This is a genomic window from Scandinavium goeteborgense, from assembly GCF_003935895.2.
GTDB lineage: Bacteria > Pseudomonadota > Gammaproteobacteria > Enterobacterales > Enterobacteriaceae > Scandinavium > Scandinavium goeteborgense.
The window spans coordinates 648,131-674,437 of sequence record NZ_CP054058.1; the positions used below are offsets into that span (position 1 = coordinate 648,131).

Consider the following 26,307-nt stretch of genomic DNA (forward strand, 5'->3'; position numbering starts at 1 on the left):
GGCGACGTCCTCAGAGTATCGGGTTATGGACGGTGACCAGTTTGGAGCCGTCGGGAAACGTGGCTTCTACCTGAATGTCCGTGATCATCTCCGGCACGCCTTCCATCACCTGATCGCGGGTCAGTACGTGGCGGCCGTCTTCCATTAGCGAAGCCACGGTTTTGCCGTCGCGCGCGCCTTCCATAATGAAAGCGCTAATCAGCGCCACCGATTCGGGATAATTGAGCTTCACGCCGCGGGCGAGGCGACGTTCCGCCACCAGGGCCGCGGTAAACAGCAGCAGCTTGTCTTTTTCTCTGGGCGTCAGTTCCATAGCGTTCTCTCAGGTCAGCCAGATTCGGGGGAGTAAAGGGGATTTGTTCAGCAGCTGCGGGCGCAGCGCCTGCCAGATCTCACGCATCGCGCGCTGGCAAATCAGGTTATCGTGCGATAAAAAGCGCACCGCCAGCAGGCCGTCGACCAGCGTGGCTCCAGCGTAAGCGTCGAGCGGCGTAAGCGACTCGTGCACCTCATCGAGCATGATCTCAGTAGCTGGGTAAAACAGCAGGCTGCCAATCCACGGCTTTTCTGCCACGGCGCTCAGGTCGCCATCAGCCAGATGCAGGCGTTCAATCATCAACGGCGAACCGTTCTTCCACACTTCAAGTCGGTTGGTTATCTCACCGTGACTGAACGTTTCGCCGATAACCGGCCGCCCCAGGCAATACAACTCCCAGGCCAGCAGGCGCGCGCCTTCTTGTAAATGAAATACGCTGTGTAGCGTGGCGTTCGCGCCGGGGAAAAAAAGGGTGTCCTGCGGCAGCCATTCCAGAATGGCGTTTTCTGCCAACTCAAAACGCTGACTCAGCCGCGCCTGTGGACCGTGGCTGCGATAAAACTTGCTGGCACCGGGCATGGTGATAAGCGTATGGGTATCGGGTTCGAGGGTGACGCTGATATCCAGCATATCGCCGCCGACAATCCCACCGGGCGGGTGCAGCAGATAAAGATGGCAGGTGGAGCCTTCAGGATAGAAAGGGCGTTGGACGGTCAGCGGACCGAAATGACGTGCGGAGGCCAGCACCGTTTTCTCCGGCGTGTGGCAAAACCGCAGGGCAAGCGTGGCGTGCCAACCCGTTTTTTCACTCTCCCATTCTGCGCCAGACACCGTGGCACCCCTGCAATTGCGTGATTAATCAGACGCTAATGAGTATGGATCAGCCGGGGAAGTTCGCGGTCATAGGAAACGCTTATGATGTTAATAAACTGTAAAGATTGATGTCGCCGCCCGAATGGCGGCGAGGGAAGGGCTAATTATGCGGTTTATTTTTACGCTTCAGGCGCGCCCAGATTTTGGTTTCCTGACGACGCCACAAACGCTGGATGTTGTCATGATGGCGCAGCAGGATCAGACACGAAAGCATTGAAACCGGGAAGGTGTACTGTGGCATAAACCACCACACGTAGAACGGGGCCACCAGGGCGCTCACGATAGCGCCCAGCGACGAATAGCCGCTCAGCAAAATAGTCAGTAGCCAGGTGCCCGCCATCACGCCGGTGAGATCCCAGCCAATGGGCGCAATTGCGCCGAACGCCGTGGCAACGCCTTTCCCGCCGCGGAATCCGAAGAATATGGGCCAGATGTGGCCGAGGCATGCGGCAATGGCGACGAGGCCGAGCCAGAACGGGGTGAAACCCAACGCCCAGGCACCCCAGGTCGGCAACATGCCTTTGAGGATGTCGAAGATCAGTACAGCTACGGCTGCTCCCTTGCCGCCAATTCGTAAAACGTTGGTCGCTCCGGGGTTACCGGAACCGCTTACGCGTGGGTCAGGCAGACCCGCGATGCGGCAGACCAGAATGGCGCTGGAAATTGAGCCGCAGAGATAGGCGAGGAAGACCATTCCAGGCTCGATTGCACTCATAACGCTGTTCCGTTTTGAAAATGTATCGGTATTCTCTTCATCTGTGGATAATACGCATATTTTGCCGGAAGTGGTATCCGGCACGGACAAAAAGCAGGCAGGGCGTGATGGATATTGTATTTATAGAGCAACTTTCGGTCATCACCACAATCGGTGTTTACGACTGGGAACAGACCATCGAACAGAAGCTGGTGTTCGATATCGAAATGGCGTGGGACAACCGTAAATCCGCCGCCAGCGATGACGTGAATGATTGTCTGAGCTACGCCGACATTAGCGAAGCGGTCATTGCTCACGTTGAAGGGGGACGTTTCGCGCTGGTGGAACGTGTGGCGGAGGAAGTCGCTGAAATCCTCCTGACGCGCTTTAACTCGCCGTGGGTACGCATCAAGCTCAGCAAGCCCGGTGCTGTGGCGCGCGCTGCCAACGTTGGGGTCATCATTGAGCGTGGCGCTAATCCGAAAGCGTAAGAATAGATTCATCCGGATTAAACGAAACGCCGATACATATGTCTTAAAGCTGGATTCAATTTTCAGCTTCTTTTTTTCTATTATTTAAGGGTTTATTAATGAGCGATATGCACTCGCTGCTGATAGCGGCCATTCTGGGTGTTGTCGAAGGACTGACGGAGTTTTTACCCGTTTCCAGCACCGGCCACATGATTATCGTCGGCCACCTGCTGGGCTTCGAAGGCGAAACGGCGAATACGTTTGAAGTGGTCATCCAGTTAGGATCGATCCTCGCCGTAGTGGTGATGTTCTGGCGTCGTCTGTTTGGCCTGATCGGCATTCATTTTGGTCGTCCGCCGGTCCATGAAGGCGAAGGCACCGGGCGTCTGTCGCTCATTCATGTGCTGTTGGCGATGTTCCCGGCGGTGGTGCTGGGCCTGGTGTTACACGATCTCATCAAGTCTTTGTTCAACCCGGTTAACGTGATGTACGCGCTGGTTGTCGGCGGCGTGCTGCTGATCATCGCCGAAGTCTTTAAACCCAAAGAGCCGCGCACTGCGGGTCTGGATGACATGACCTATCTTCAGGCGTTTTTGGTGGGTTGCTTCCAGTGTCTTGCGCTGTGGCCGGGCTTCTCTCGTTCAGGTTCAACCATCGCGGGCGGAATGCTGCTGGGCATTAGCCGTTATGCGGCGGCGGAGTTTTCCTTCCTGCTGGCGGTGCCGATGATGATGGGTGCTACGGCGCTTGATCTCTATAAGAGCATCGGATTCCTGACCAGCTCGGACATTCCGATGTTTGCCGTGGGCTTCGTGTCGGCGTTTGTGGTCGCGCTGATCGCTATCAAAGCGTTCCTGCACATCATCAAACGTATTACTTTTATTCCTTTCGCCATCTACCGCTTTATCGTCGCGGCCGCGGTTTACGCAGTATTCATGTAACGCATAGATATTTCATGACAGCAAACTAAAAGCCTCGTATCGCGAGGCTTTTTTATTTTTAATTATAATCCAAGTGCATGTTTGAACACTTAAATAAGGCGAAATTAAGTATTCTAATTATTCCATTCAGTTCTTGGCGTAACACGTAAATGTTACTTTAACGAGCATTTTTTTGATGCACGTCTCGTTAAAAATGAGTTTATGGACAAATTCGGAGCCTATATATGCGCTTGAATAAATTAACCACGGCGATTCTTTTTTCCGCTGTAGGATTCCCAATCCTATCGTCAGCTGCGACCGTCACGGCAAACGATCAAACCAATACATTTTCCGGTCTCGATTATTCGATGATGATCACCAAAGACGGTGGTCATACCTGGATTGCTTATGCCGATCCCTCCCAAAATAACTTCCCGGGCAATGTATTAGCCCAGGTCGCAGCCAAACAAGAATTGGCTATTATTTCAGAAGACTACGATCCGAATCGCACCTATAAAGGCGGTGATACCGTGCGCTTCCTTGGCTATTACTGGACCGCGCAATGGTGGGTTGATCAGGGCATTAGCCCAGGCACTGATCCTGTGTGGGTATCGGGCGATGCCATCAACATCAAGCCTTACGCTACCTTCCAGTTCACACCGTATACCGGACAAGATGCTACCGATCTGCAGAACCGTGAAAAGGCCCGCGTTGCTGAACAGCGTAAAGTAATTGGCTACTTCCCGGAATGGGGTGTGTATGAAGCACATGACTTCTTTACCCCTGACAAAGTGGACTACACTGGCCTGAGCCACCTTAACTATGGTTTTGCCGTAGTAAAAGATGGTGTGGTCACCATGCATGACACCGACAAAGCGCCTGGCCTTATCAAAGATCTGGAAAAACGTACCGACGCGGCCAACGTGGCGCATATGATTTCTGTTGGTGGCTGGAATAACTCTCAGGAAGGCGTCTTCGAAGCGGCAACCGCCACAGACGCAGGCCTTGAGAAACTGGCCAACAGCATGGTTAGCTACATGGCACAGTGGCATTTCGACGGCCTCGATATCGACTGGGAATACCCGGATAACGAAGCGGAGAAAGCCCAATTCACCAAGCTTATCCAGTCGCTGCGTACCAAGCTCGACGCGCAGGGCCTGAAAGATGATAAGTACTATCAGCTCTCTGCGGCTGTCACCACCAATCACAACAACATTCAGTACATTAACCCTGAAGTCACCGCCCCGTTGCTGGATAGCGTGAACGTGATGGCGTATGACATCCACGGTGCCTTCGATCCGTTAACCGGACATAACGCACCGCTGTATGAAAACAGCCATGATGAAGATAAAGATCTGAACGTGGCCGACACCATGAACGCTTACGTCAATACCTGGAAAGTGCCGAAAGCCAAGCTGATGATGGGTATTCCCTATTATGGCCGTGGCTGGGGCCATGTCCCAGGTACAGAACTGATTCCAGGTTTACCGGGCATGTTTAACACCGGTGCCGCGACTGTTAAAGGTGCATGGGACGACGCGGATCAGTTTACCGGCACCAATCCATGGTATGTACTGAAGCAGAAACTGAACAGCGGTGAATATACCCGTTACTGGGATCCTGAATCACACGTTCCGTATCTGTACAGCAACACCAAGCAAGAATTCCTGACCTATGACGATCCGCAGTCTATTCAGGAGAAAGTTGACTATATCAATGCTCAAGGTTTTGGTGGCGCGATTCTTTGGGACATCAGCGGTGATACGCCTGAACATGAACTGGGTCATATCGTCGACGACATCTTGACGACGCCAATGCCACAGCCTGATCCTGATCCACAACCTGAGCCAGACCCCGAACCACAGCCTGATCCTGATCCACAACCCGAGCCAGATCCAACGCCTGTCGCTTCTGTTAAAGCAACGCTGTTCCAGAACACGGGGCTGGGTGGCGATAGTTTTGAAGTCACTGAGGACATCGATTGTTTAGGCGATGAGAAGATGAAAAATGGCCGGAAGGCCAATGACGAAGCATCATCTGTATCGCTTGAAAAAGGGTCTTTGGGCGTGAATTTATACAAAAACTGTAATTTCGCCGGAGATAAAGTGACGTATACCGCTGATGCAACGTCGCTAAGTAGCGGTTTCAACGATGAAGTCTCTTCTGTTGAGATGATTAAAGCGATTGCTTATAAAGATACCGGTTATCGTAGCTCGTTCTTAAATATTGTCGCCGATATGCCATGGATCGGAGATGACCTTCATTTCAATGATGCCATGTCCTCTATCAAGGTTGCCGAGGGTTATACCGTCCGACTGTATGAGGGACGTGACTTTAAAGGAAGTTATGTTGATGTGACTTCGGGTCAAAATATTACCGACCTTAATTCACTGAAACTGAATGATAAAGTCTCTTCATTAAAAGTCATTATCAGTGCTGAGCCACAACCGCAGCCAGAGCCAACACCCTCTCCAAACGATGTCTACACTTTGAAAGTGAGAATGTATCAAGACAAGAATAATACTGGGGAGACCTTTGATGTTACTGATGACATTCCTTGTTTGACGGGTATGCATACATCAGGTGGATCGGATTTGAATGACTCAATGTCTTCTTATATTGTTCCTACACAATCGTTAGGTATCACTTTTATTCAGATTGTAATTATCAAGGACAATCATTCAACGCTCTGGTTAGCACCATCGTCGGTATTGGGAGTAGCGATAATACGACCTCTTCTATTAAAGTTAACAAAGCCAGGGGATATGACGATCCGAACTATAGCCGCTATGTCGTAACTATGACCGACGATACTCCCTCCCTTGCCGCCGAACCTTACAAGTTTGATAACCGGATCTCGTCAATAAAAATTGCAGAAGGCTTCACGGGGCGAGCCTATGATGGATCGAATTATACCGGTCAATTTTTTGACCTCAGGACTGAGCACACCCCTGCGGTGCTGGTTTCGTCTAAAATGGATAAAAAGATTTCATCTATCAAGTTTTACAGGGATTCTGAGGCTAAGGCAGTCGCTTATGAATCGCCAAATCTACAGGGAGCTGCGTATATGATTCATACGGATATGGCTAATCTTGTGGCAAATACGGATTTCAACGACCGTATGTCTTCAATGAAAGTGGCTGAAGGCTGGACTGTCCGTTTGTATGCTGACACAGACTATAAGGGGTCCTATGTAGATGTTGCAGAGGGGCAAACCATTAGTCAGTTGGACTCAAGCATTCTGCGTAAGGCCTCATCTATAAAGCTATTTAAAGCTAATTAGTATAAAGCTAAGTAAAGCCGATTCGTCGGATTCTGGGGACATAATGTGTCCTTGGTAAATAACGATATACTGCCCCTTTCACTTTGGGGCAACATCAAAAAAGGGGCTGATCGTTCAGCCCCTTCTTGTTTTCCACACTTTACGCTACAGGCTCGCTGTTCAACCCTTTCTCGTGTTTCCAGGCATTCACGGCGGCAATGCGTCGGCGCGTCAGTTCTGCCCGCACGTCCGGCCCTTTAAATCCGGCCTCAATCACCGGTTTGGTCGGCACAGATTTTGCGACTTCCCACGCTTCATGCAGCAAACGCCCCTGCGGATAATCGCAGGCTTCAAACCCGGTACGTCCGCGCACGTCGGCTTCGCTGGTTAACGCGATTTGCTCCACGCGCTGCGGTTTACGCCAGGCATCGATGCTGTCGAACAGCTTTACGATGGTGGCCGCTTTTAACATCGGGAAGGTGTGGATCAGGTCGTGGAACTCCGCCACCAGTTTCGCCAAATCCCGCATCTCGTTGGGTACGCGCAGTCGTGCGCAAAGTCCTTCCACCAATTTCACGCCCGCCAGACCGTGTCCATGATGGCGCGGCCACAGTTCTTTTGGCGTCAGGGCTTTACCTAAATCGTGGCACAGCGTGGCGAAACGTACGTCAATGGCAGGCGTCAGCATCGCCGCCATGCTCAGGGTCATCAACGTGTGTACGCCGGTGTCGATTTCCGGATGCCATTTGGCGGGGGCGGGCACGCCGTACAGTGCGTCAATTTCCGGGAACAATACCTTTAAGGCGCCGCAGTCACGCAACGTCTGGAAGAAAACCTGCGGATTGCGCGTCCCGAGCGCGTTCTCGGTTTCCTTCCATACGCGTTCTGGCGTGAGGTGCTCCAGTTCGCCTGCGGCAGTCATATCGCGCATCAGCGCCATCGTTTCATCGGCAATGCGGAAGCTTAAATGTGCATAGCGGGCGGCAAAACGGGCGACGCGCAGCACGCGCAAAGGATCTTCACTAAAAGCCGGGGACACGTGGCGCAGCAGGCGGTTTTGCAAGTCCTGTTGGCCATTATACGGGTCAACAATTTCGCCGTTATCGTCCTGCGCGAGGGCGTTAACGGTCAGATCACGTCGCAGTAAATCTTGCTCGAGGGTCACGTCCGGTGCGGCATAACAGGTAAAGCCGGTGTAGCCGGAGCCGGATTTCCGCTCAGTGCGAGCCAGGGCGTATTCTTCGTGGGATTTCGGATGGAGAAAAACAGGAAAATCGCGACCTACCTGCTGGTAGCCCGCGTCGAGCATTTGCTGCGGTGTGGCGCCGACAACGACCCAATCTTTGTCTTTGACCGGCAGGCCTAACAACGCATCGCGAACTGCACCACCGACCAGATATGTCTTCACGCCAACTCTCTCCTCACTCTGTTTATCTGATGATAATACGGAAGTGTAGAAGAGATGGCTAATCGGGCGGCGGTGAAGCCGTTAGTTCATCCAGCGATCGTTGCGTTTACGGCTCGGTACCAGACGGGGCAGAACCAGGCCGAGGATCAGACCCACACCCAACACGCCGCCGCCGTACATAAACCACTGCATAATGATGGTGCGCTGTTTGTCATCCAGCTGCAGATTGGCGGCACTCACCTTTTTCTGCGCCACGATGAGCTCATTTTTCAGCTTCTGATTTTGGTCTTTCAGCCCGTTAATCACGCTGTCGCTCTGGGCGACTTTCTTCTGCATATCCGCAGTGCGTTGATTCCAGGTAGTATCAATATTGGTCAGCTTATCAGTCAGCGTTTTGACCTGGCTTTCAAGATCCGGCACGCGTGTCTTAAAGCTTGGCTCGCTGGTCAGCTCTTTCAACGGGATCCATGCGGTACGTCCGTTGCTGTCGCGAACTTGTCCGTACTGGGTAGCGTCGTTGGTTTGCAGCAGGGTGACGGCTTCACCCGCAGTGACAGTGCCTGCAAGGCGATAGTTATCGCCAGGGCCACTGCGTACCCAGGTGTTCAGTTCGTCAGAGACGTAACGTGTTTCTTCCGCGTGAACCACAGCAGAAACGCTAAGTGCAAATAAAGTTAATCCAATCAGGCGTAATTTAGGCATCAGGTCATTCGTTATTGTCATAAAGTGAATCGATAGTAATGGCATCAGTCTGACGATGCCAGGCATTCTCCGGCAATCGGAATCCTCCAGGAGGACGTTGCATGGAAAAGTACCGCGAAATACACTCTACTGACAAAAAAGATGCGCGGAAGTTCGGCGTAATGTTCAATCCAGGCAACGCAACCATAAGAAATCAGTCATGGATCAGGAAATCGAATTGAAGTTCATCGTTGAGCAGGCCGGCGTCGAGACGCTGCGCACCCAGCTCAACGCCCTTTCGGCGGAGCATGTTCCAGCCGGTCAACTCCTCAATATTTACTACGAAACCGCCGATAACTGGCTGCGCCGCCACGATATGGGACTGCGGATCCGCGGTCATAACAATCGCTATGAAATGACGATGAAAATCGCCGGGAAAGTGGTGGGTGGTTTGCATTCACGGCCGGAATACAACATTGACCTTGATAAAGCCGAACTGGCGCTGGAAAAACTGCCCGCTGAAGTCTGGCCTGAGGGCACGCTGCCGCCAGAACTCGCTTCGCAGGTGAACCCGCTATTCAGCACCGATTTTTATCGCGAAAAATGGCTGGTGAACCACAACCAGAGCCGCATCGAACTGGCGCTGGATTTGGGCGACGTAAAAGCCGGCAGCTACCAGGAGCCGATTTGCGAGCTGGAACTGGAACTGCTACACGGTCAGGTAGAAGACATTCTGGAAGTGGCAGAACAGCTGCTTTCCGCGGGCGTGCTGCGTCAGGGCAGCCTGAGCAAAGCGGCGCGTGGCTATCATCTGGCGGCGGGCAATGCCGAGCGCGTCGTGAAAAAGGCTAATTTCACTGGCCCGGATAACGCGGCGCTCGAAGCGGCGCTCGCCCACTGGCAGTATCACGAAGAGCTGTGGCTGCGTGGCAATGCAAAGGCCAAAGCCGAAGTGTTGAACGCGGTGGAGTTTATTCGTGCCAGTCTGCAACCCGAACACGAGATGGCTTCTGCACAAATGGCGCAAATCGGCGACGCGATTTCCGCCGCAACCAACGCCAAGGATGCGGCGTTTAAACCGCAAATTGCGCAAGCCAAATTGATGCTGACGGCTTTTCTGGTCACCGGACGATAGCGAAACGAGGTAGTCATGACGCCGTTTTCTTTGCAGTTACAGCAGCACTGGCAGACGGTAGTCGACCGACTGCCGACCGATTTTCCGTCCGACGCAATCAGTCCGCGGGCCCAGGCGGCGATGACCTTCAGCGATTTTATTAGCCAAAGCCTGGTCGCTTATCCGGCGTGGCTCAGCGAGCTGGAAAACAGTCCGCCGCAGGCCGATGAATATCAGCATTACGCCGCCTGGTTGCAGGACGCGCTGGCAGACGTCAGCGATGAAAATAGCCTGATGCGGGCGCTGCGTTTGTTCCGCCGCCGCGTCATGGTGCGCATCGCCTGGGCGCAGGCGCTTTCTTTTATTTCCACCGAAAGTAGTTTGCAGCAGCTGAGCCATCTGGCTGAAACGTTGATCGTCGCCGCTCGCGACTGGCTGTACGACGCCTGCTGCCGGGAATGGGGCACGCCATGCAACGCCGACGGCAAACCACAGCCGCTGCTGATTTTAGGCATGGGCAAACTCGGCGGCGGCGAGCTGAACTTTTCCTCTGACATTGACCTGATTTTTGCCTGGCCGGAACACGGCTCAACCCAGGGCGGGCGTCGTGAACTCGACAACGCCCAGTTCTTCACCCGCATGGGACAACGACTCATCAAAGCGCTGGATCAGCCGACGATGGACGGCTTCGTCTATCGCGTGGATATGCGTCTGCGCCCGTTTGGCGAAAGCGGGCCGCTGGTGCTGAGTTTTGCCGCGCTGGAAGATTATTACCAGGAGCAGGGCCGCGACTGGGAACGCTATGCGATGGTTAAAGCCCGGATCATGGGAGACAGAGAAGGCGTGTACGTCGATGAACTGCGTGCCACGCTGCGTCCATTTGTGTTCCGCCGCTACATTGATTTCAGCGTGATCCAGTCACTGCGTAATATGAAAGGCATGATTGCCCGCGAAGTGCGCCGCCGTGGCCTGAAAGACAACATCAAGCTCGGCGCGGGTGGCATTCGCGAAATCGAATTTATCGTGCAGGTGTTCCAACTGATTCGCGGCGGCCGTGAGCCGTCCCTGCAAGGGCGCGCCTTGCTGCCCACGCTGGAAGCCATTGATGCGCTGCATCTTTTGCCGGAAGGCGAGGCGCAACGACTGCACGACGCCTACCTGTTCTTACGCCGCCTGGAAAACCTGCTGCAAAGCATTAATGACGAACAGACGCAGACCCTGCCGCAGGACGATCTGAACCGGGCGCGGCTGGCGTGGGGGATGGGCTTCGCCGACTGGGATGCGCTGACCCAGGCGCTTGATGCGCACATGGCCAGCGTGCGGCAGATTTTCAACGCGCTGATTGGCGATGACGAAGAGACCTCGGCGGATGAACAGCTGTCTGAGCACTGGCGCGAACTTTGGCAAGATGCGTTGCAGGAAGACGACACCACGCCGGTGCTAACGCATCTCACCGACAGCGACCGCAATCAGGTGCTGGCGCTGATTGCCGATTTCCGCAAAGAGCTCGACAAACGCACCATCGGTCCGCGCGGGCGTCAGGTGCTCGATTCACTGATGCCGCATTTGCTGAGCAACGTGTGCAGCCGCGAAGATGCCCCGGTGCCGCTAGCACGCATCATGCCGCTGCTGACCGGGATTGTCACCCGCACCACCTATCTCGAACTGCTGAGTGAATTTCCGGGGGCGCTCAAGCATCTGATTCGCCTTTGCGCCGCGTCGCCGATGGTGGCCAGCCAGTTGGCGCGTTACCCGCTACTGCTGGATGAGCTGCTCGACCCGAACACGCTGTACCAGCCGACCGCCACTGACGCCTATCGCGACGAACTGCGGCAGTATTTACTGCGCGTACCGGAAGAAGATGAAGAGCAGCAGCTCGAAGCGCTGCGCCAGTTTAAACAGGCGCAGCTATTGCGCGTCGCCGCGGCGGATATCGCCGGCACGCTGCCGGTCATGAAAGTGAGCGATCACTTAACCTGGCTGGCAGAAGCGATGATCGACGCGGTGGTTCAGCAGGCGTGGGTGCAAATGGTGGCCCGTTTTGGGCAACCGCGCCATCTGGCAGAGCGCCAGGGGCGTGGTTTTGCGGTCGTCGGTTACGGCAAACTCGGCGGCTGGGAGCTGGGCTACAGTTCCGATCTCGATCTGGTGTTTTTACACGACTGCCCGGTGGAAGTCATGACCGATGGCGAACGTGAAATCGACGGGCGTCAGTTCTATCTTCGCCTGGCCCAGCGCATCATGCATCTGTTCAGCACCCGCACCTCCTCGGGCATCCTGTACGAAGTGGACGCTCGCTTACGTCCGTCCGGCGCGGCGGGCATGTTGGTCACCACCACCGAGGCCTTCGCCGATTATCAACATCATGAAGCCTGGACCTGGGAGCATCAGGCCCTGGTCCGCGCTCGCGTGGTGTACGGCGACCCGCAGCTGCAATCGCAGTTTGATGCGATTCGCCGCGACGTGCTGACCGTCTCCCGCGAAGGTGAAAAGTTGCAAACCGAAGTCCGCGAAATGCGCGAGAAAATGCGCGCGCATCTTGGGGGCAAACATCGTGATCGCTTTGATATTAAAGCCGATGAGGGCGGCATAACGGATATTGAGTTTATCACCCAGTATCTGGTGCTGCGTTTCGCCCACAATAAGCCGAAGCTGACCCGCTGGTCGGATAACGTGCGCATCCTCGAACTGCTCGCACAGAACGATATTATGGACGAGCAGGAAGCGCTGGCCCTGAGCCAGGCATACACCACGCTACGCGATGCGCTGCATCATCTGGCATTGCAAGAAGAGGCCGGACACGTCGCGCCAGAGGCCTTTGCGGCTGAACGTGAGCTGGTACGCGCGAGCTGGCTAAAGTGGCTGGTGGTGCCGTGAGATGATATTATCGCGCGCAATTAACGAATCTTTCAGGAGTCTGGAATGAAAGTAACACTGCCAGAGTTTGAACGCGCAGGAGTGATGGTCGTCGGTGATGTAATGCTGGACCGCTACTGGTACGGCCCAACGAGCCGAATCTCCCCGGAAGCCCCGGTCCCGGTGGTGAAAGTGGATACCATTGAGGAACGCCCTGGCGGGGCGGCGAACGTGGCGATGAATATTGCGGCGTTGGGCGCCACGTCGCGTCTGGTCGGGTTGACCGGCATTGACGATGCGGCGCGGGCGCTCAGTAAAGCGCTGGCGGACGTAAACGTGAAGTGCGACTTTGTTTCCGTCCCGACCCATCCGACGATCACCAAGCTGCGTGTGCTGTCACGTAACCAGCAGTTGATTCGTCTGGACTTCGAAGAAGGTTTTGCGGGCGTCGATCCGCAGCCAATGCATGAACGTATTCAGCAGGCGCTGGGCCATATTGGCGCGCTGGTGCTGTCTGACTACGCGAAAGGCGCGCTGGAAAGCGTTCAGGATATGATTCAGCTGGCGCGTAAAGCGGGTGTTCCGGTGCTGATCGACCCGAAAGGCAGCGAGTTTGAACGCTATCGTGGCGCAACGCTGCTGACGCCAAATCTCTCTGAGTTTGAAGCCGTCGCTGGGAAGTGTAAAAGCGAAGCGGAAATCGTTGAGCGCGGCATGAAAATTATCGCGGACTTCGATCTGTCGGCGCTGCTGGTCACCCGTTCCGAGCAGGGGATGACCCTGCTGCAGCCAGGCAAAGCGCCGCTGCACATGCCGACGCAGGCGCAGGAAGTGTACGATGTGACCGGGGCCGGTGATACGGTGATTGGCGTGCTGGCGGCAACGCTGGCGGCGGGCAATTCACTGGAAGAAGCGTGCTTCTTTGCCAATGCCGCAGCCGGTGTTGTGGTGGGCAAACTCGGGACCTCTACCGTTTCGCCTATCGAACTGGAAAACGCGGTACGCGGTCGGGCGGACACCGGTTTCGGCGTGATGAGCGAAGCTGAGCTGAAGCTGGCGGTCACAGCAGCCCGCAAGCGCGGCGAGAAAGTCGTGATGACCAACGGTGTGTTCGACATTCTGCACGCGGGCCACGTGTCCTATCTCTCTAACGCACGCAAGCTTGGCGATCGTTTGATTGTCGCGGTGAACAGCGATGCGTCCACTAAACGTCTGAAAGGCGAAACCCGTCCGGTGAATCCGCTCGATCAACGAATGATCGTGCTCGGTGCGCTGGGTTCTGTCGATTGGGTGGTCTCGTTTGAAGAAGATACACCGCAGCGCCTGATTGCGGGCGTTCTGCCGGACCTGCTGGTGAAAGGCGGGGACTACAAGCCGGACGAAATCGCGGGTAGCGAAGAAGTCTGGGCGAACGGTGGGGAAGTGATGGTGCTGAACTTTGAAGATGGCTGTTCAACCACCAATATCATCAAGCGTATTCAGAAAGACAGCAGCAAGTAACATTGCGACTGCCTGTTGTAGGCCCGGTAAGCGCAAGCGCCACCGGGCCATTCTGCATTACTCGTCTACCGGCGGAATCGCTGGCGCGGGGGACGCGGCGGTGGTGCGGTTTTCCAGGTCGGAAATACGCTGTTCCAGCAGGGCCAGTTTCTCGCGAGTGCGCAGCAGAACCTGAGTCTGCACGTCGAACTCTTCGCGGCTGACCAGATCCAGACGCGTCAGCTGAGATTGCAGCACCTGACGGATTTTCTTCTCAACGTCATCACCAAAATCACGCAAACCTTGCGGCATGGACTCGTGAACCTGGCGGGCAATCTGTTCAATTTTTTTCGGATCAATCATTAGGGTTTCCCTGATCTGGTCGGTTTTGCAGATTATTGTAGTGCCTTATGCCGGGGCTATAAACCAGAAATGTTTGAAGCTTATGCATTGCCGCCAATTATCATTAGCGTTATAGTTATCTTGCTTATTCTCAGGGCGGGGCGAAATTCCCCACCGGCGGTAAATCAACTCAGGTTGAAAGCCCGCGAGCGCTTCGGACGTCAGTCTGAAGGACAGCAGATCCGGTGTAATTCCGGGGCCGACGGTTAGAGTCCGGATGGGAGAGAGTAACGATCTACGGGTTAGGCCCGCGCACGTTATCTTTTTGCCGCTTCGTCGGCGCTCCTAAGACTGCCCTGATTCTGGTAACCATAATCTTGATGAGGTCTTTTACCATGAATCAGACGCTACTTTCCTCTTTTGGTACTGCATTTGAACGCGTAGAGCACGCGTTATCCGCACTGCGCGAAGGCCGCGGTGTGATGGTGCTTGATGACGAAAACCGCGAAAACGAAGGCGACATGATCTTTGCCGCCGAAACCATGACCGTTGAGCAGATGGCGCTGACCATCCGTCACGGCAGCGGCATTGTTTGCCTGTGCATTAACGAAGAGCGCCGCAAACAGCTCGACCTGCCGATGATGGTGGAAACCAACACCAGCGCATTCGGTACCGGTTTTACCGTGACCATCGAAGCGGCGCACGGTGTGACCACCGGCGTTTCTGCTGCTGACCGCGTCACCACCGTTCGTGCGGCGATTGCCGACGGCGCGAAACCTTCCGATCTGCATCGTCCAGGCCACGTGTTCCCACTGCGTGCGCAGGCGGGTGGCGTGCTGACTCGCGGCGGCCACACTGAAGCGACACTCGATCTGGTGACACTGGCAGGCTTCAAACCTGCGGGCGTGCTGTGTGAGCTGACCAACGACGATGGCACCATGGCGCGTGCGCCGGAGTGCATCAAGTTTGCTGCGGAACACAATATGCCGGTCGTGACCATTGAAGACCTGGTGGAATACCGCCAAAAGCATGAGCGTAAGGCCAGCTAAGATTCACTGAATTGCGAATCTGAAAAGACAACGCCGGGATTATCCCGGCGTTTTGCTATCTGGCTTTCAGCGTCAGGCGAAATCCATCGACTGAAGCAACACCAGACTCAGCCCCATCACCGACATGCCGCACAGCACGCCGTAGCTTGGGTTGTTGTGTGGGTCGATTTCTTTCGCCAGCGGCATCAGTTCATCCACCGACAGCGCCACCATAATCCCGGCCACCGCAGCCATGATCGCAGCCATCACTACCGGTGACACCAGCGAGCCTAAAATCAACCACGCCAGAACGCCGCCAAGAATTTCAGCCATTCCGGACACGCCCGCCCAAAACACCGCTTTTCGCTTCGAGCCCGTCGCTGCATAAACCGGCCCGGCCACCGCCAGTCCTTCAGGAATATTGTGCAGCGCAACGGCAAGCGCAATCCCAAACCCGAGCTCCAGATTACTGCTGGCGGTAACGTAGGTCGCCACGCCTTCCGGGAAGTTATGCAGGCTGATACCGAGCGTCAGCAGAATAGCGGTGCGACGCAAATTACGCGGCATCACGGCTTTATCGCCCTGCATTAAATCTTGCGCGTGCGCGTGGGGCAGCATTCGGTCGAGAGCAAAATATCCCAACAGACCCACCACGAACATGCCGTAGCCGAGCACCGGCGACATGCCCTGGGTGCCGAGTGCGGCAGGCAGCATTTCCATTAATGAGATAAGCAGCATGATGCCCGCGGCGAAGCCGAGGGAAAACGCGAGTACGCGGTTGGAGGGTTTCTGGCCGATAACGCCCAGGACAGCCCCAATGAAGGTGGCCCCACCGGCGAGTAAGGTCAGGATCAAAGGTACTGACATGAAAACTCCTTCATGATAATGATTATCATTTATAGTAAAGACCATTTGCCCTGAAAGCGAGAGGGGAGATGGCGCTTTTACGTGTCCTTACATTCAAATTTCCTGATGATCTCCATCACCGTTATCTGAGTTCATACCCAAGGGAAAACGCGTAATGTAGAGCCATCAAATCGACTGTTCCTGTAAGGATATCATCATGTCTTCTTCCCGTATGCCAGCACTGTTTTTAGGTCACGGTAGCCCGATGAACGTGCTGGAGGATAACGTGTACACCCGTGCCTGGCAGCATCTCGGCGAAACGCTGCCGCGCCCAAAAGCGATTGTGGCGATTTCCGCGCACTGGTTTACTCGCGGGACAGGCGTCACGGCGATGGAAGCCCCGAAAACCATTCATGATTTCGGTGGTTTTCCGCAGGCACTCTACGACACCCATTACCCGGCTCCGGGTTCGCCGGAACTGGCGCAGCGTCTGGTTGAGCTGCTGGCTCCGGTACCGGTCGCGCTGGATAAAGAAGCCTGGGGATTTGACCACGGTTCATGGGGCGTTTTAATTAAGATGTACCCGGATGCCGATATCCCGATGGTGCAGCTCAGTATCGACAGCACCAAGCCACCGGCCTGGCACATGGAAAAGGGCCGCAAACTGGCGGCGCTGCGTGAAGAAGGCATCATGCTGGTGGCGAGCGGCAACGTGGTTCACAACCTGCGCACCGCACGCTGGCACGGCGAAAACACGCCGTATCCGTGGGCGACATCGTTCAATGAATTTGTGAAAGACAATCTCAGCTGGCAAGGTCCGACGGAAGAGCATCCGTTGGTGAATTATCTCGATCACGAAGGCGGATCGCTGTCGAACCCGACGGCGGATCACTATCTGCCGCTGCTGTATGTGCTGGGTGCGTGGGATGGCAAAGAGCCCATGACGTTGCCAACCGACGGGATCGAGATGGGCAGTTTAAGTATGCTTTCGGTGCAGATTGGTAGGTAAAAGCAAAACGGCAACCTGAGTTGCCGTTTTTAATTTCTGCGCCCGGCAAGCATCGCGCCGCCGGGCACACATCACTCCACAAAAATATGCGGATAGAAGCGGGACAGATCCTGAGTGATCAACGCCCGGTCTTCACGAATGCCGATCCCAGCAGGTTGATCGTTGATAAGCCAGCTGCCAATCAGCGTATAGCTGTCGCCAAACTTCGGCAATTCATAGAACTGCTGGACGATCATCCCTTCTTCACCGTATGGCCCTTCCACGGCTTCAACCACGTTGCCGTTTTCGACGATCGACACGTTGGCGCCTTCACGAGAGAAAATCGGCTTGATGACGTATTTATCCATCGGGGGATAGCTGTCTTCGGCAAAATACGCGGGCAGCAGATTCGGGTGATCCGGGAACATTTCCCACAGCATCGGCAGCAGCGCTTTGTTAGAGATAATGCTTTTCCAGGCCGGTTCCAGCCAGCGAACGCCAGCGTCTTCCAGCTTGGTGGAGAAAATCTCGCGCAGCATGAATTCCCACGGGTAGAGCTTGAACAGGTTGCCAATCACCTGATCTTGCGTGTCAGTGAACTGACCTCTTTCGCCCAACCCAATATCTTCGATATACAGGAATTCGCTCGCCACGCCGCCTTCATTGGCGCAGTCCTGTAAATATTGCACCGTGCCACGGTCTTCAGTGGTATCGCGGCAGCAGGCAAAATGCAGCAGGCCGAAGCCGTGCTGTTCGCGCAGCTCTGCGAAACGCTCAATCAGCTTTTCCTGCAGGCTGTTGAACTGATCGCTGCCCGCAGGCAGGTTGCCGGCATTCTGCTGATCTTCGAGCCAAATCCACTGGAAGAAAGCCGCTTCGTACAGCGACGTTGGCGTGTCGGCGTTGTTTTCTAAAAGCTTAGGCTCGCCTTTGCCATTCCACGCCAGATCGAGGCGTGAATAGAGCGAAGGCTGCTGCGTTTGCCACGCCTGACGCACAAAGTTCCAGGTGTGTTTCGGAATGCGGAATTTGGCCAACAACTCATCGCTGGCAACCACGCGCTCCACCACTTTCAGGCACATCTGGTGCAGCTCGGCGGTCACGTCTTCCAGCTTCTCAACCTGCTCGAGAGTGAGTTTGTAATACGCATCTTCACACCAGTACGGCTCGCCGTACAGGGTGTGAAAATTGAAGCCATATTCGGTGGCTTTTTCGCGCCAATCCGGGCGCTCGACAATGCTGACTCTTTCCATGGCGATTAACCGCCCATTGAACGAGAAGAGGTGCCGGAGGCGCTGCGCTGCATGGTGGACTGTTTGGCAACGGACTCACCAAAGCCGCCGCGGGTCACGGTGTTGGTGGTGGCCGGTTTTGGTGCCATCGCCGTTTTAGGCACGTTCATGCTACGGCCCGACTGCGCTGCGCCGTAACCTTTGCCGCTGGCATCGGTGTATTGGCCGTAGGCCGGGCTTTTTGGATTCTTCGAGCTGAACAGCGGTTGCTGCTGGAAGCCTGAACCGCTCATCATGCGGCCCATCATGTAGCCGGCCATTAACGGCATCCAGAAGCTGCCGCTGCTTTGAGCCTGCGCTTGCTGTCCTTCAGGTGCCATACCTGCTTGAGCAGGTGCTTGCTGGCACTGGCCTTCACCGAATTCGGCGATACAGTCTTCACGGCTGGTGTATTTTGGCGCGGTGCGCTCGGCTTCTTTCAGCGCATTGTTGTATGACGCAGTACATTCAGCGCTTTTGCCCGGGTTCGCGCTCGAGCAGTCATCGGCGTTCTGATACATCGACACCGTTTCGTCAGTTTTTTCACAGCCAGCAAGCATAAACACGGCGGTGATCGCCAACGCAACGGGCGTCATATGGCGTGCGCCCCAGTTCTTGCGGAACGAAGCGTGATTAATTGTTTTTGTCCGTTTCATTATTTTTCATCCTGGACCCAGTGGTAGCGCTCAGGATAGTGGATGAGTGGTTGAAATTGAAGCGATGAGAGGCTCGTGAAGAGGATCTTTACGTTGCCTTACGTTAATTTGGTGGGGGGAGTGCGGGAAAGTGATTTATCCCCGGCGAACGGCGTCGCCGGGGCTGCCCGAATCAGTTTTTGAACGGGTTAGAACTGTTGCTGCTGGTGGTGTTTGTACGCTGTGCGGCAGGCTGTGCAGCCGGAGCCGCGCTCGCGCCATTGTAACCATCAGCGTTAGCGTCCTGCTGGGCATTCTCTGGGGCTACCGCTTCCGGGGAAGTGGAAACCGCTTTACCGAGGGTGCCATTCAGGGCCAACAGATCGTTCTCGTTAAGCGTACCGAGAGCTGACTTAACATTCAGCTGGTTAATCAGGTAGCTATAACGCGCGCTGGAGAGTTGCTGCTTCGCGTTATACAGCGTCGTGGTCGCGTCCAACACATCAACGATGGTACGGGTACCGACCTGGTAGCCTGCTTCCATTGCGTCTAAAGAACTCTGCGCTGAAACAACGGCCTGTTTGTAGGCGTTGATGCTGCTGATGGACGCATTGATGTTATTGAAGGACGAACGCACGGTCTGAACCACGTTACGGTGTGCGCTTTCGAGCTGCTCGCTGGCACCGACGAAGTTGTACTGCGCCTGTTTCACCTGCGAGGTCACCGAGCCACCGCTGTACAGCGGCAGATTGAAGTTCAGGCCAATCTGATTCTGACCGATATTACGGTCGGTATACTGGCTACTGGTGGCGTTGCTGCCATCATAGCTAGTGTCAGACACGCCGGTAGACGCGGTCAGGCCAACGGTTGGCATGTGACCAGTTTCCGCATAGCGAATCTGCTCACGGGCCAGGTCCTGGCTCAGACGAGCCTGCAGCAACGCGAGGTTGCGGCCTTCTGCTTCTTTCAGCAGCGCATTCACCGGTTGTGGCTTATCCATTTTTAAGGTGCTGACATTCAGAGAAGACAGCTCCGGATAGTAGTTACCGGTGACCTGACGCAGCTGTTCAACGGCGTTGTCGAGGTTATTACGCGCGGTCACTTCGTTCGCCAGCACGGTGTCGTACTGTGAACGGGCGTTTTGCACGTCAGTGATCGCCACCAGGCCCACGTTGAAACGCTGGGTTGTCTGGTCTAACTGACGGTAAACCGCTTGTTTGTTCGCTTCAGTGAAGGAGAGCGAGTCGATCGCGCTCAGTACATTGAAGTAGGCCGTCGCGGTGTTCAGGATCAGCGTTTGCTGGTCGGTCTGATAGGTGACGTCCTGGATACCGGCGCTTTTCTCTTGCAGCGTCAGCGCGCGCCATTTTGACATGTCAAAAATGGTCTGCGTTAAGGTTAACGCGGCGCTGGTCTCGTTGGAGTCGATACCGTTGTTATCGCGAAAGCCGTTGGTGTAGGTATAATCTGCACCTAAACCGAGCTGCGGCAGTAATGGGCTGCGTGCTTCGTTAATTTTTTCGAATGCAGCATCACGATCGGCCGCGGACTTACGCAGGTCTGGGTTGCTCAAACGTGCCTGCTGATAAACCTGCAACAGGTTTTCCGCATGGCTCACTGCGCTGAAGCCCGTCAGGCTCAAGCCGATAAGGATGGGGAGCAATTTCTTCATTTGCATTCCTTGTTGTGAAGCATTTAGCGCTGATCTAATTCAAAAGATTCATCGATTGTACCAGAGTCCGCCCGCGTAAAAAGTTGGCGTATCGTGCCATCTGGCGTTAATTTGCACCAATCTACCACAGCATAAATAAAACAGTAGCCAAAGAGACCTGAAATCCCCGATTTCGTCACCACTTACAGCCCAGGATATTGACGATGACCACAAAAAATCAATCTGTCGTAACTTACGCAAAAAACGATGTAGAAATTATTGCACGGGAAACACTTTACAGCGGTTTTTTTTCGTTAGACCTGTACCGTTTTCGCCATCGTTTATTTAACGGCGAAATGAGTGGGGAAGTGCGTCGCGAAATTTTTGAGCGCGGTCATGCCGCAGTCTTGCTACCCTTTGACCCAGTGCGTGATGAAGTGGTGCTGGTGGAACAGATTCGCATCGCCGCGTTTGATACCAGCGAAACCCCGTGGCTGATGGAAATGGTTGCCGGGATGATTGAAGAGGGCGAAAGTCCAGAAGACGTGGCCCGCCGCGAAGCGGTGGAAGAAGCCGGTCTGGACGTTAAACGCGTCAAACCTATGCTGAGCTACCTGGCGAGCCCCGGTGGCACCAGCGAGCGCTTATCCATTCTGGTGGGTGAAGTGGACGCCTCGACCGCGCAAGGTATTCACGGTCTGGCAGATGAACACGAAGATATTCGGGTGCATGTGGTAAGCAGGGAACAGGCATACCAGTGGGTTGAAGAGGGAAAAATCGATAACGCAGCCTCTGTCATCGCCCTGCAATGGCTGCAATTGCATTATCAGGCATTACGAAACGAGTGGACAAAATGAAGCGCTATACACCTGACTTCCCAGAAATGATGCGTCTGTGCGAAACCAACTTCGCACAGCTACGCCGCCTGCTGCCTCAAACGGATGCACCCGGCGAAACAGTGAGCTATCAGGTGGCCAATGCGCAATACCGATTAACGATCAGCGAATCGACCCGCTACACTACTCTGGTGGAAATAGAACAGACAGTGCCTGCGGTCAGCTACTGGAGCCTGCCGTCAATGACGGTGCGCCTTTACCATGATGCGATGGTGGCTGAAGTGTGTTCGAGTCAGCAGATTTTTCGCTTCAAAGCACGGTATGATTACCCGAATAAAAAGTTGCATCAACGCGACGAAAAGCATCAAATTAACCAGTTTTTGGCCGATTGGCTGAGGTACTGCTTGGCACATGGAGCGATGGCGATTCCGGTTTGTTAGCGTCGTGAAACCAAAGGACACCATTTGGAAAGCCTGTTAAATCTGTCACTGGCTGGTGAGGCCAGGGTCAGAGTCTTACAAATTACAGATACTCACCTGTTTGCTGAAAAGCATGAAACGTTGTTAGGGGTGAACACCTGGGATAGTTACCAGGCCGTTCTGGCGGCCATCCGCGCCTCTCAGCGTGAATGCGATCTCGTGGTCGCCACCGGAGATTTAGCACAGGATCACTCGTCAGCGGCTTATCAGCACTTTGCTGAAGGCATCGCGGGCTTCGACGCGCCCTGCGTCTGGTTACCCGGTAACCACGATTTTCAGCCTGCCATGTACAGCGCGTTGCAGGACGCCGGAATTTCTCCGGTAAAACGCGTTTTCGCAGGCGACCACTGGCAAGTCCTGATGCTCGACAGCCAGGTTTTCGGCGTTCCACACGGCGAATTAAGCGAGTTTCAGCTCGAATGGCTGGAACAGCGACTGACCGAAACCCCCGAACGTTTCACGCTATTGCTGCTGCATCATCATCCGCTTCCGGCCGGGTGCAGCTGGCTCGACCAGCACAGCCTGCGTAATGCTGGCGCGCTCGATCGTGTATTAATGCGTTTCCCTCGGGTGAAAAATTTACTCTGCGGCCATATCCACCAGGAAATGGACGTTGACTGGAACGGGCGTCGCATGATGGCCACGCCGTCCACCTGCGTACAGTTCAAACCGCATTGCGCGAACTTTACGCTTGATACCATTGCCCCAGGCTGGCGCTGGCTGGAATTGCATGCTGATGGCCGGCTTACCACCGACGTTTGCCGCCTGGATGGCGCGGAGTTCCGCCCGGACACCGCTTCAGAAGGATACTGATGTCTACGCTTCTTTATCTCCACGGGTTTAACAGCTCACCGCGTTCGGCGAAGGCGACGGCAATGAAGTCGTGGCTCGCCGAAAACCATCCGGACATTGAGATGGTCATCCCACAGCTGCCGGCGTTTCCGGCAGAAGCTGCGGAGCTGTTGGAGAAACATGTTCTACAACACGGCGGTGAACCGCTGGGCATTGTGGGGTCGTCTCTGGGCGGCTATTACGGCACCTGGTTGTCGCAATGTTTCATGTTGCCTGCTGTGGTCGTCAATCCGGCAGTGCGTCCTTTTGAGCTGCTCTCCGGCTATCTCGGCCATAATGAGAATCCCTACACCGGGGAACAATATGTGCTAGAGTCACGCCATATTTACGATCTGAAAGTGATGCAAATTGACCCGCTCGAAGCCCCGGATTTGCTCTGGTTGCTCCAGCAGACGGGTGATGAAGTGCTCGATTATCGCCAGGCAGTGGATTACTACACCTCCTGCCGTCAAACAGTCGAGGAGGGCGGAAATCATGCCTTTATCGGCTTTGAAGATCATTTCACACAGATTATCGATTTTCTGGGGCTGCGTTAGTCGGCCCTAACTACTCGTGAAAAAACCATGACGCAATCTTCTTACAACGCTGATGCCATTGAGGTACTCACCGGGCTTGAGCCGGTTCGCCGCCGCCCAGGGATGTACACCGATACCACTCGTCCTAACCATTTGGGTCAGGAAGTTATTGATAACAGTGTGGATGAGGCACTGGCGGGCCACGCCAAGCGCGTGGAAGTTATTTTACATGCCGATCAGTCGCTGGAAGTTATCGACGACGGTCGCGGTATGCCGGTCGATATTCACCCGGAAGAGGGTGTGCCGGCGATAGAACTGATTTTCTGTCGTCTGCACGCGGGCGGTAAATTTTCCAATAAAAATTACCAGTTCTCTGGCGGCCTACACGGCGTCGGGATTTCTGTGGTTAACGCCCTGTCAAAACGCGTGGAAGTGAACGTGCGTCGCGACGGACAGATTTACACCATGGCCTTTGAAAACGGCGAGAAAGTGGAAGATCTGCACGTCACCGGCACGGTCGGCAAACGTAACACCGGCACCAGCGTCCATTTCTGGCCGGATGAAAGCTTCTTCGATAGCCCGCGTTTCTCCGTTTCTCGCTTGTCGCACCTGCTGAAAGCGAAAGCGGTTCTGTGCCCCGGCGTAGAAATCGTCTTCAAAGACAAAGTGAACAACAGCGAGCAGACGTGGTGCTACGCCGATGGTCTGAACGACTATCTGTGCGAAGCCGTCAACGGCCTGCCGTTGCTGCCAGAAAAGCCATTTGTGGGCAGCTTTGCCGGTGACACCGAAGCGGTGGACTGGGCGCTGCTGTGGCTGCCGGAAGGTGGCGAGCTGCTGACTGAAAGCTACGTCAACCTGATCCCAACCATGCAGGGCGGCACGCACGTCAACGGTCTTCGCCAGGGCCTGCTCGACGCCATGCGCGAGTTCTGCGAATACCGCAACATTTTGCCGCGCGGCGTGAAGCTCTCGGCGGAAGATATCTGGGATCGCTGCGCTTACGTGCTGTCGGTAAAAATGCAGGATCCGCAGTTTGCCGGGCAGACCAAAGAGCGTCTTTCTTCCCGTCAGTGTGCGGCATTTGTGTCAGGCGTAGTGAAAGATGCCTTCAGCCTGTGGCTGAACCAGAACGTCCAGGCGGCAGAAATGCTCGCCGAAATGGCTGTTTCCAGCGCCCAGCGCCGTCTGCGTGCCGCTAAAAAAGTGGTGCGTAAGAAACTGACCAGCGGCCCCGCGCTGCCAGGCAAACTGGCTGACTGTACCGCGCAGGACCTCAGCCGCACCGAACTGTTCCTCGTAGAAGGGGACTCGGCGGGCGGTTCTGCCAAACAGGCGCGCGATCGTGAATATCAGGCGATCATGCCGCTGAAGGGTAAGATCCTCAATACCTGGGAAGTGTCGTCCGATGAAGTGCTGGCCTCGCAGGAAGTGCATGACATTTCCGTGGCGATCGGCATCGATCCGGATAGCGACGATCTGAGCCAGCTGCGCTACGGCAAGATCTGTATCCTCGCGGATGCGGACTCCGATGGCCTGCATATCGCCACGCTGCTGTGCGCCCTGTTCGTGAAACACTTCCGCCACGTGGTGAAAGCCGGACACGTCTACGTCGCCATGCCGCCGTTGTACCGTATCGACCTCGGCAAAGAGGTCTATTACGCGCTCGACGAGCAGGAAAAAGAAGGCGTTCTGGACCAGCTGAAACGCAAGAAAGGCAAACCGAACGTCCAGCGCTTTAAAGGTCTGGGTGAAATGAACCCACTTCAGCTGCGTGAAACGACGCTCGACCCGAACACGCGCCGCCTGGTGCAGCTGTATATCGACGATGAATCAGAGCAAAAGACTGACGCAATGATGGACATGCTGCTCGCCAAAAAACGTTCCGAAGACCGCCGTAACTGGTTGCAGGAAAAAGGCGACATGGCTGACCTTGAAGCCTGATTCGGGTGAGCAGTTGTTAAAAAACCGGCGAATGTGCCGGTTTTTTTATGCCTGGAAAACGGGCGTTCTGTGTAGGCCCGGTAAGCGTCAGCGCTACCGGGCATTTTGCTGCAAAGGGGTTGGCTAGCCGATAATCGCGACACCAAGTCGCTCCATTATCAATGACACCTGATAGCTATCCAGTTTGACGCCCTGTAAATCAACGCCCCGCACGTCTAAATCACCCAATTCTGAGTTGGTCAGATCGCAATGCGTCACGTTGGCTGCGCGCCAGTCGAATGAGGAAAACTCCCCGCCGGAGAGATCTGACCCACTGAACGTCGCGCCAAGAACCTGAGTGCCCATCCAACGGTTTTCCCACAGCTCACACTTCTCCAGCACCGCTTTCGAAAAATTGGCGTAGCTAAGATTGGTGTTAGTGATGTAGGCGCTGCAAAACCAGGTGCGTGTGGTGATCATATTCATAAAACTGGTGCCGCGAAAATCTGCACCTTGCGCGCGACAGCCACGAATTTCGATGCCCAGCGCGCTGGCGTTCCTGAAATCCGCCATCGATAAATCACAGTTTTTGAAAATCGCATCTTTCAAAATGGCGCGGCTGAAATTACAGCCCTTTTGATTTTCGCGGTCATAAAACTGGCAGCCGATAAACTCCGTGCCGGTCAGGTCAGCCCCGGAGAAATCACAGTGATGAAATGTGCTGTTTTCAACTTTCAGCCCAGTGAAGCGGTTTCTTTCGATTTTTTCGGCGGTCAGCGCGAGCGTCATAGGAATAAACCTGTTTTTTTATACAGTGAATAGCCCCATGGTAAACGAATTTAACGTCGTGGGCCACCCTTCCAGTGCG

The 26,307-nt window shown here is 54.9% G+C and carries 24 protein-coding genes, 1 pseudogene and 1 riboswitch; of the genes and pseudogenes, 14 read left to right on the forward strand and 11 right to left on the reverse strand.

Annotated features, from left to right (window positions below):
• Positions 1-10: 10 nt before the first annotated feature.
• The 3 genes from A8O29_RS03875 to plsY all read right to left on the reverse strand — a co-directional run bounded on the left by A8O29_RS03875 (position 11) and on the right by plsY (position 1,904).
• The gene (locus A8O29_RS03875) at positions 11-313 is read right to left on the reverse strand and encodes an urease subunit gamma (RefSeq protein WP_125353340.1); all 303 of its coding nucleotides are present in this window, start codon (positions 311-313) and stop codon (positions 11-13) included.
• A gap of 9 nt (positions 314-322) precedes the next feature.
• Positions 323-1,147, reverse strand: coding sequence for an urease accessory protein UreD (locus A8O29_RS03880; RefSeq protein WP_125353338.1), 825 nt, complete (start codon positions 1,145-1,147; stop codon positions 323-325).
• A 142-nt stretch (positions 1,148-1,289) separates the two neighbouring features.
• Positions 1,290-1,904, reverse strand: a complete 615-nt coding sequence (gene plsY / locus A8O29_RS03885; protein ID WP_125353336.1) for a glycerol-3-phosphate 1-O-acyltransferase PlsY — start codon at positions 1,902-1,904, stop codon at positions 1,290-1,292.
• A gap of 107 nt (positions 1,905-2,011) precedes the next feature.
• Between plsY and folB the strand changes: the two genes are divergently transcribed.
• The 4 genes from folB (at position 2,012) to A8O29_RS03905 (ending at position 6,556) form a co-directional block, all read left to right on the forward strand.
• A complete protein-coding gene (gene folB / locus A8O29_RS03890; protein WP_110510440.1) occupies positions 2,012-2,374 on the forward strand; it encodes a bifunctional dihydroneopterin aldolase/7,8-dihydroneopterin epimerase in 363 nt (120 codons plus the stop codon).
• 98 nt (positions 2,375-2,472) lie between these two features.
• Positions 2,473-3,294, forward strand: a complete 822-nt coding sequence (gene bacA, locus A8O29_RS03895; RefSeq protein WP_125353335.1) for an undecaprenyl-diphosphate phosphatase — start codon at positions 2,473-2,475, stop codon at positions 3,292-3,294.
• A 224-nt stretch (positions 3,295-3,518) separates the two neighbouring features.
• The gene (locus tag A8O29_RS03900) at positions 3,519-6,071 is read left to right on the forward strand and encodes a glycosyl hydrolase family 18 protein (protein ID WP_125353333.1); all 2,553 of its coding nucleotides are present in this window, start codon (positions 3,519-3,521) and stop codon (positions 6,069-6,071) included.
• Positions 6,072-6,073: 2 nt separating this feature from the next.
• Complete coding sequence (locus A8O29_RS03905; protein WP_125353331.1) at positions 6,074-6,556, forward strand: peptidase inhibitor family I36 protein; 483 nt, start codon at positions 6,074-6,076, stop codon at positions 6,554-6,556.
• A 139-nt stretch (positions 6,557-6,695) separates the two neighbouring features.
• On the opposite strand, the gene A8O29_RS03910 is transcribed toward A8O29_RS03905, so the two are convergent.
• Together A8O29_RS03910 and A8O29_RS03915 are read right to left on the reverse strand one after the other, a co-directional pair.
• On the reverse strand, positions 6,696-7,943 hold the full coding sequence (locus A8O29_RS03910; protein ID WP_125353330.1) for a multifunctional CCA addition/repair protein: 1,248 nt from the start codon (positions 7,941-7,943) through the stop codon (positions 6,696-6,698).
• 81 nt (positions 7,944-8,024) lie between these two features.
• Positions 8,025-8,645 carry a TIGR04211 family SH3 domain-containing protein gene (locus A8O29_RS03915; RefSeq protein ID WP_133462537.1) on the reverse strand — a complete coding sequence of 207 codons (621 nt, stop codon included), beginning with the start codon at positions 8,643-8,645 and terminating at the stop codon, positions 8,025-8,027.
• Positions 8,646-8,844: 199 nt separating this feature from the next.
• Between A8O29_RS03915 and A8O29_RS03920 the strand changes: the two are divergent.
• The 3 genes and pseudogenes from A8O29_RS03920 to hldE all read left to right on the forward strand — a co-directional run.
• Positions 8,845-9,747, forward strand: a pseudogene (locus tag A8O29_RS03920) (CYTH domain-containing protein); the annotation flags it as partial.
• A gap of 27 nt (positions 9,748-9,774) precedes the next feature.
• Complete coding sequence (gene glnE, locus A8O29_RS03925; protein WP_125353326.1) at positions 9,775-12,615, forward strand: bifunctional [glutamate--ammonia ligase]-adenylyl-L-tyrosine phosphorylase/[glutamate--ammonia-ligase] adenylyltransferase; 2,841 nt, start codon at positions 9,775-9,777, stop codon at positions 12,613-12,615.
• A 45-nt stretch (positions 12,616-12,660) separates the two neighbouring features.
• Positions 12,661-14,094 (forward strand): bifunctional D-glycero-beta-D-manno-heptose-7-phosphate kinase/D-glycero-beta-D-manno-heptose 1-phosphate adenylyltransferase HldE, encoded by a 1,434-nt coding sequence (gene hldE, locus A8O29_RS03930; protein WP_110510433.1) that lies wholly within the window; start codon positions 12,661-12,663, stop codon positions 14,092-14,094.
• A gap of 57 nt (positions 14,095-14,151) precedes the next feature.
• Here the strand turns inward: hldE and ubiK are convergent, their stop codons facing one another.
• Positions 14,152-14,436, reverse strand: a complete 285-nt coding sequence (gene ubiK / locus A8O29_RS03935) for a ubiquinone biosynthesis accessory factor UbiK (protein WP_110510432.1) — start codon at positions 14,434-14,436, stop codon at positions 14,152-14,154.
• A 122-nt stretch (positions 14,437-14,558) separates the two neighbouring features.
• A riboswitch (FMN riboswitch) is annotated at positions 14,559-14,708 on the forward strand.
• Positions 14,709-14,810: 102 nt separating this feature from the next.
• On the opposite strand from ubiK, the gene ribB reads away from it, so the two are divergent.
• The gene (ribB, locus tag A8O29_RS03940; RefSeq protein ID WP_125353325.1) at positions 14,811-15,464 is read left to right on the forward strand and encodes a 3,4-dihydroxy-2-butanone-4-phosphate synthase; all 654 of its coding nucleotides are present in this window, start codon (positions 14,811-14,813) and stop codon (positions 15,462-15,464) included.
• A gap of 72 nt (positions 15,465-15,536) precedes the next feature.
• Here the strand turns inward: ribB and zupT are convergent, their stop codons facing one another.
• Complete coding sequence (gene zupT, locus A8O29_RS03945; RefSeq protein ID WP_125353323.1) at positions 15,537-16,310, reverse strand: zinc transporter ZupT; 774 nt, start codon at positions 16,308-16,310, stop codon at positions 15,537-15,539.
• Between the two features lie 196 nt (positions 16,311-16,506).
• Here zupT and ygiD point away from each other — a divergent pair, with 196 nt between their 5' ends.
• Positions 16,507-17,298, forward strand: a complete 792-nt coding sequence (ygiD, locus tag A8O29_RS03950; protein WP_125353322.1) for a 4,5-DOPA-extradiol-dioxygenase — start codon at positions 16,507-16,509, stop codon at positions 17,296-17,298.
• Between the two features lie 71 nt (positions 17,299-17,369).
• Here ygiD and A8O29_RS03955 read toward each other — a convergent pair whose 3' ends face one another.
• From A8O29_RS03955 to tolC, 3 genes are all read right to left on the reverse strand, one after another.
• Positions 17,370-18,530 (reverse strand): glutathionylspermidine synthase family protein, encoded by a 1,161-nt coding sequence (locus tag A8O29_RS03955; RefSeq protein WP_125353320.1) that lies wholly within the window; start codon positions 18,528-18,530, stop codon positions 17,370-17,372.
• 5 nt (positions 18,531-18,535) lie between these two features.
• Complete coding sequence (locus A8O29_RS03960; protein WP_125353318.1) at positions 18,536-19,204, reverse strand: DUF1190 family protein; 669 nt, start codon at positions 19,202-19,204, stop codon at positions 18,536-18,538.
• Between the two features lie 172 nt (positions 19,205-19,376).
• A complete protein-coding gene (tolC, locus tag A8O29_RS03965) occupies positions 19,377-20,855 on the reverse strand; it encodes an outer membrane channel protein TolC (protein ID WP_125353317.1) in 1,479 nt (492 codons plus the stop codon).
• A gap of 203 nt (positions 20,856-21,058) precedes the next feature.
• On the opposite strand from tolC, the gene nudF reads away from it, so the two are divergent.
• Genes nudF through parE form a run of 5 tightly spaced genes read left to right on the forward strand, consistent with a single transcriptional unit; the run spans position 21,059 to position 25,460 of the window.
• The gene (nudF, locus tag A8O29_RS03970; RefSeq protein ID WP_125353315.1) at positions 21,059-21,691 is read left to right on the forward strand and encodes an ADP-ribose diphosphatase; all 633 of its coding nucleotides are present in this window, start codon (positions 21,059-21,061) and stop codon (positions 21,689-21,691) included.
• Entirely contained in the window at positions 21,688-22,110 is a 423-nt protein-coding gene (locus A8O29_RS03975) for a DUF1249 family protein (protein ID WP_097162172.1), read from the forward strand. Before nudF ends, A8O29_RS03975 begins: the two co-directional genes overlap by 4 nt.
• A 24-nt stretch (positions 22,111-22,134) precedes the next feature.
• The gene (cpdA, locus tag A8O29_RS03980) at positions 22,135-22,962 is read left to right on the forward strand and encodes a 3',5'-cyclic-AMP phosphodiesterase (RefSeq protein WP_125353313.1); all 828 of its coding nucleotides are present in this window, start codon (positions 22,135-22,137) and stop codon (positions 22,960-22,962) included.
• Positions 22,962-23,537 (forward strand): esterase YqiA, encoded by a 576-nt coding sequence (yqiA, locus tag A8O29_RS03985; protein WP_125353312.1) that lies wholly within the window; start codon positions 22,962-22,964, stop codon positions 23,535-23,537. The genes cpdA and yqiA overlap by 1 nt, the downstream gene beginning before the upstream one ends.
• 27 nt (positions 23,538-23,564) lie before the next feature.
• Entirely contained in the window at positions 23,565-25,460 is a 1,896-nt protein-coding gene (gene parE, locus A8O29_RS03990; protein WP_125353310.1) for a DNA topoisomerase IV subunit B, read from the forward strand.
• 123 nt (positions 25,461-25,583) lie between these two features.
• Here the strand turns inward: parE and A8O29_RS03995 are convergent, their stop codons facing one another.
• On the reverse strand, positions 25,584-26,228 hold the full coding sequence (locus A8O29_RS03995) for a quinolone resistance pentapeptide repeat protein QnrB96 (protein ID WP_125353308.1): 645 nt from the start codon (positions 26,226-26,228) through the stop codon (positions 25,584-25,586).
• Positions 26,229-26,307: the final 79 nt, after the last annotated feature.

What these genes read in the sequence shown, in the direction of transcription:
- A8O29_RS03875 (WP_125353340.1), bottom strand. Translation starts at nt 313, where the DNA reads ATGGAACTGACGCCCAGAGAAAAAGACAAGCTGCTGCTGTTTACCGCG.
- plsY (WP_125353336.1), bottom strand. Translation starts at nt 1,904, where the DNA reads ATGAGTGCAATCGAGCCTGGAATGGTCTTCCTCGCCTATCTCTGCGGC.
- folB (WP_110510440.1), top strand. Translation starts at nt 2,012, where the DNA reads ATGGATATTGTATTTATAGAGCAACTTTCGGTCATCACCACAATCGGT.
- bacA (WP_125353335.1), top strand. Translation starts at nt 2,473, where the DNA reads ATGAGCGATATGCACTCGCTGCTGATAGCGGCCATTCTGGGTGTTGTC.
- A8O29_RS03900 (WP_125353333.1), top strand. Translation starts at nt 3,519, where the DNA reads ATGCGCTTGAATAAATTAACCACGGCGATTCTTTTTTCCGCTGTAGGA.
- A8O29_RS03905 (WP_125353331.1), top strand. Translation starts at nt 6,074, where the DNA reads ATGACCGACGATACTCCCTCCCTTGCCGCCGAACCTTACAAGTTTGAT.
- A8O29_RS03915 (WP_133462537.1), bottom strand. Translation starts at nt 8,645, where the DNA reads ATGCCTAAATTACGCCTGATTGGATTAACTTTATTTGCACTTAGCGTT.
- glnE (WP_125353326.1), top strand. Translation starts at nt 9,775, where the DNA reads ATGACGCCGTTTTCTTTGCAGTTACAGCAGCACTGGCAGACGGTAGTC.
- hldE (WP_110510433.1), top strand. Translation starts at nt 12,661, where the DNA reads ATGAAAGTAACACTGCCAGAGTTTGAACGCGCAGGAGTGATGGTCGTC.
- ubiK (WP_110510432.1), bottom strand. Translation starts at nt 14,436, where the DNA reads ATGATTGATCCGAAAAAAATTGAACAGATTGCCCGCCAGGTTCACGAG.
- ribB (WP_125353325.1), top strand. Translation starts at nt 14,811, where the DNA reads ATGAATCAGACGCTACTTTCCTCTTTTGGTACTGCATTTGAACGCGTA.
- zupT (WP_125353323.1), bottom strand. Translation starts at nt 16,310, where the DNA reads ATGTCAGTACCTTTGATCCTGACCTTACTCGCCGGTGGGGCCACCTTC.
- ygiD (WP_125353322.1), top strand. Translation starts at nt 16,507, where the DNA reads ATGTCTTCTTCCCGTATGCCAGCACTGTTTTTAGGTCACGGTAGCCCG.
- A8O29_RS03955 (WP_125353320.1), bottom strand. Translation starts at nt 18,530, where the DNA reads ATGGAAAGAGTCAGCATTGTCGAGCGCCCGGATTGGCGCGAAAAAGCC.
- A8O29_RS03960 (WP_125353318.1), bottom strand. Translation starts at nt 19,204, where the DNA reads ATGAAACGGACAAAAACAATTAATCACGCTTCGTTCCGCAAGAACTGG.
- tolC (WP_125353317.1), bottom strand. Translation starts at nt 20,855, where the DNA reads ATGAAGAAATTGCTCCCCATCCTTATCGGCTTGAGCCTGACGGGCTTC.
- nudF (WP_125353315.1), top strand. Translation starts at nt 21,059, where the DNA reads ATGACCACAAAAAATCAATCTGTCGTAACTTACGCAAAAAACGATGTA.
- A8O29_RS03975 (WP_097162172.1), top strand. Translation starts at nt 21,688, where the DNA reads ATGAAGCGCTATACACCTGACTTCCCAGAAATGATGCGTCTGTGCGAA.
- yqiA (WP_125353312.1), top strand. Translation starts at nt 22,962, where the DNA reads ATGTCTACGCTTCTTTATCTCCACGGGTTTAACAGCTCACCGCGTTCG.
- parE (WP_125353310.1), top strand. Translation starts at nt 23,565, where the DNA reads ATGACGCAATCTTCTTACAACGCTGATGCCATTGAGGTACTCACCGGG.
- A8O29_RS03995 (WP_125353308.1), bottom strand. Translation starts at nt 26,228, where the DNA reads ATGACGCTCGCGCTGACCGCCGAAAAAATCGAAAGAAACCGCTTCACT.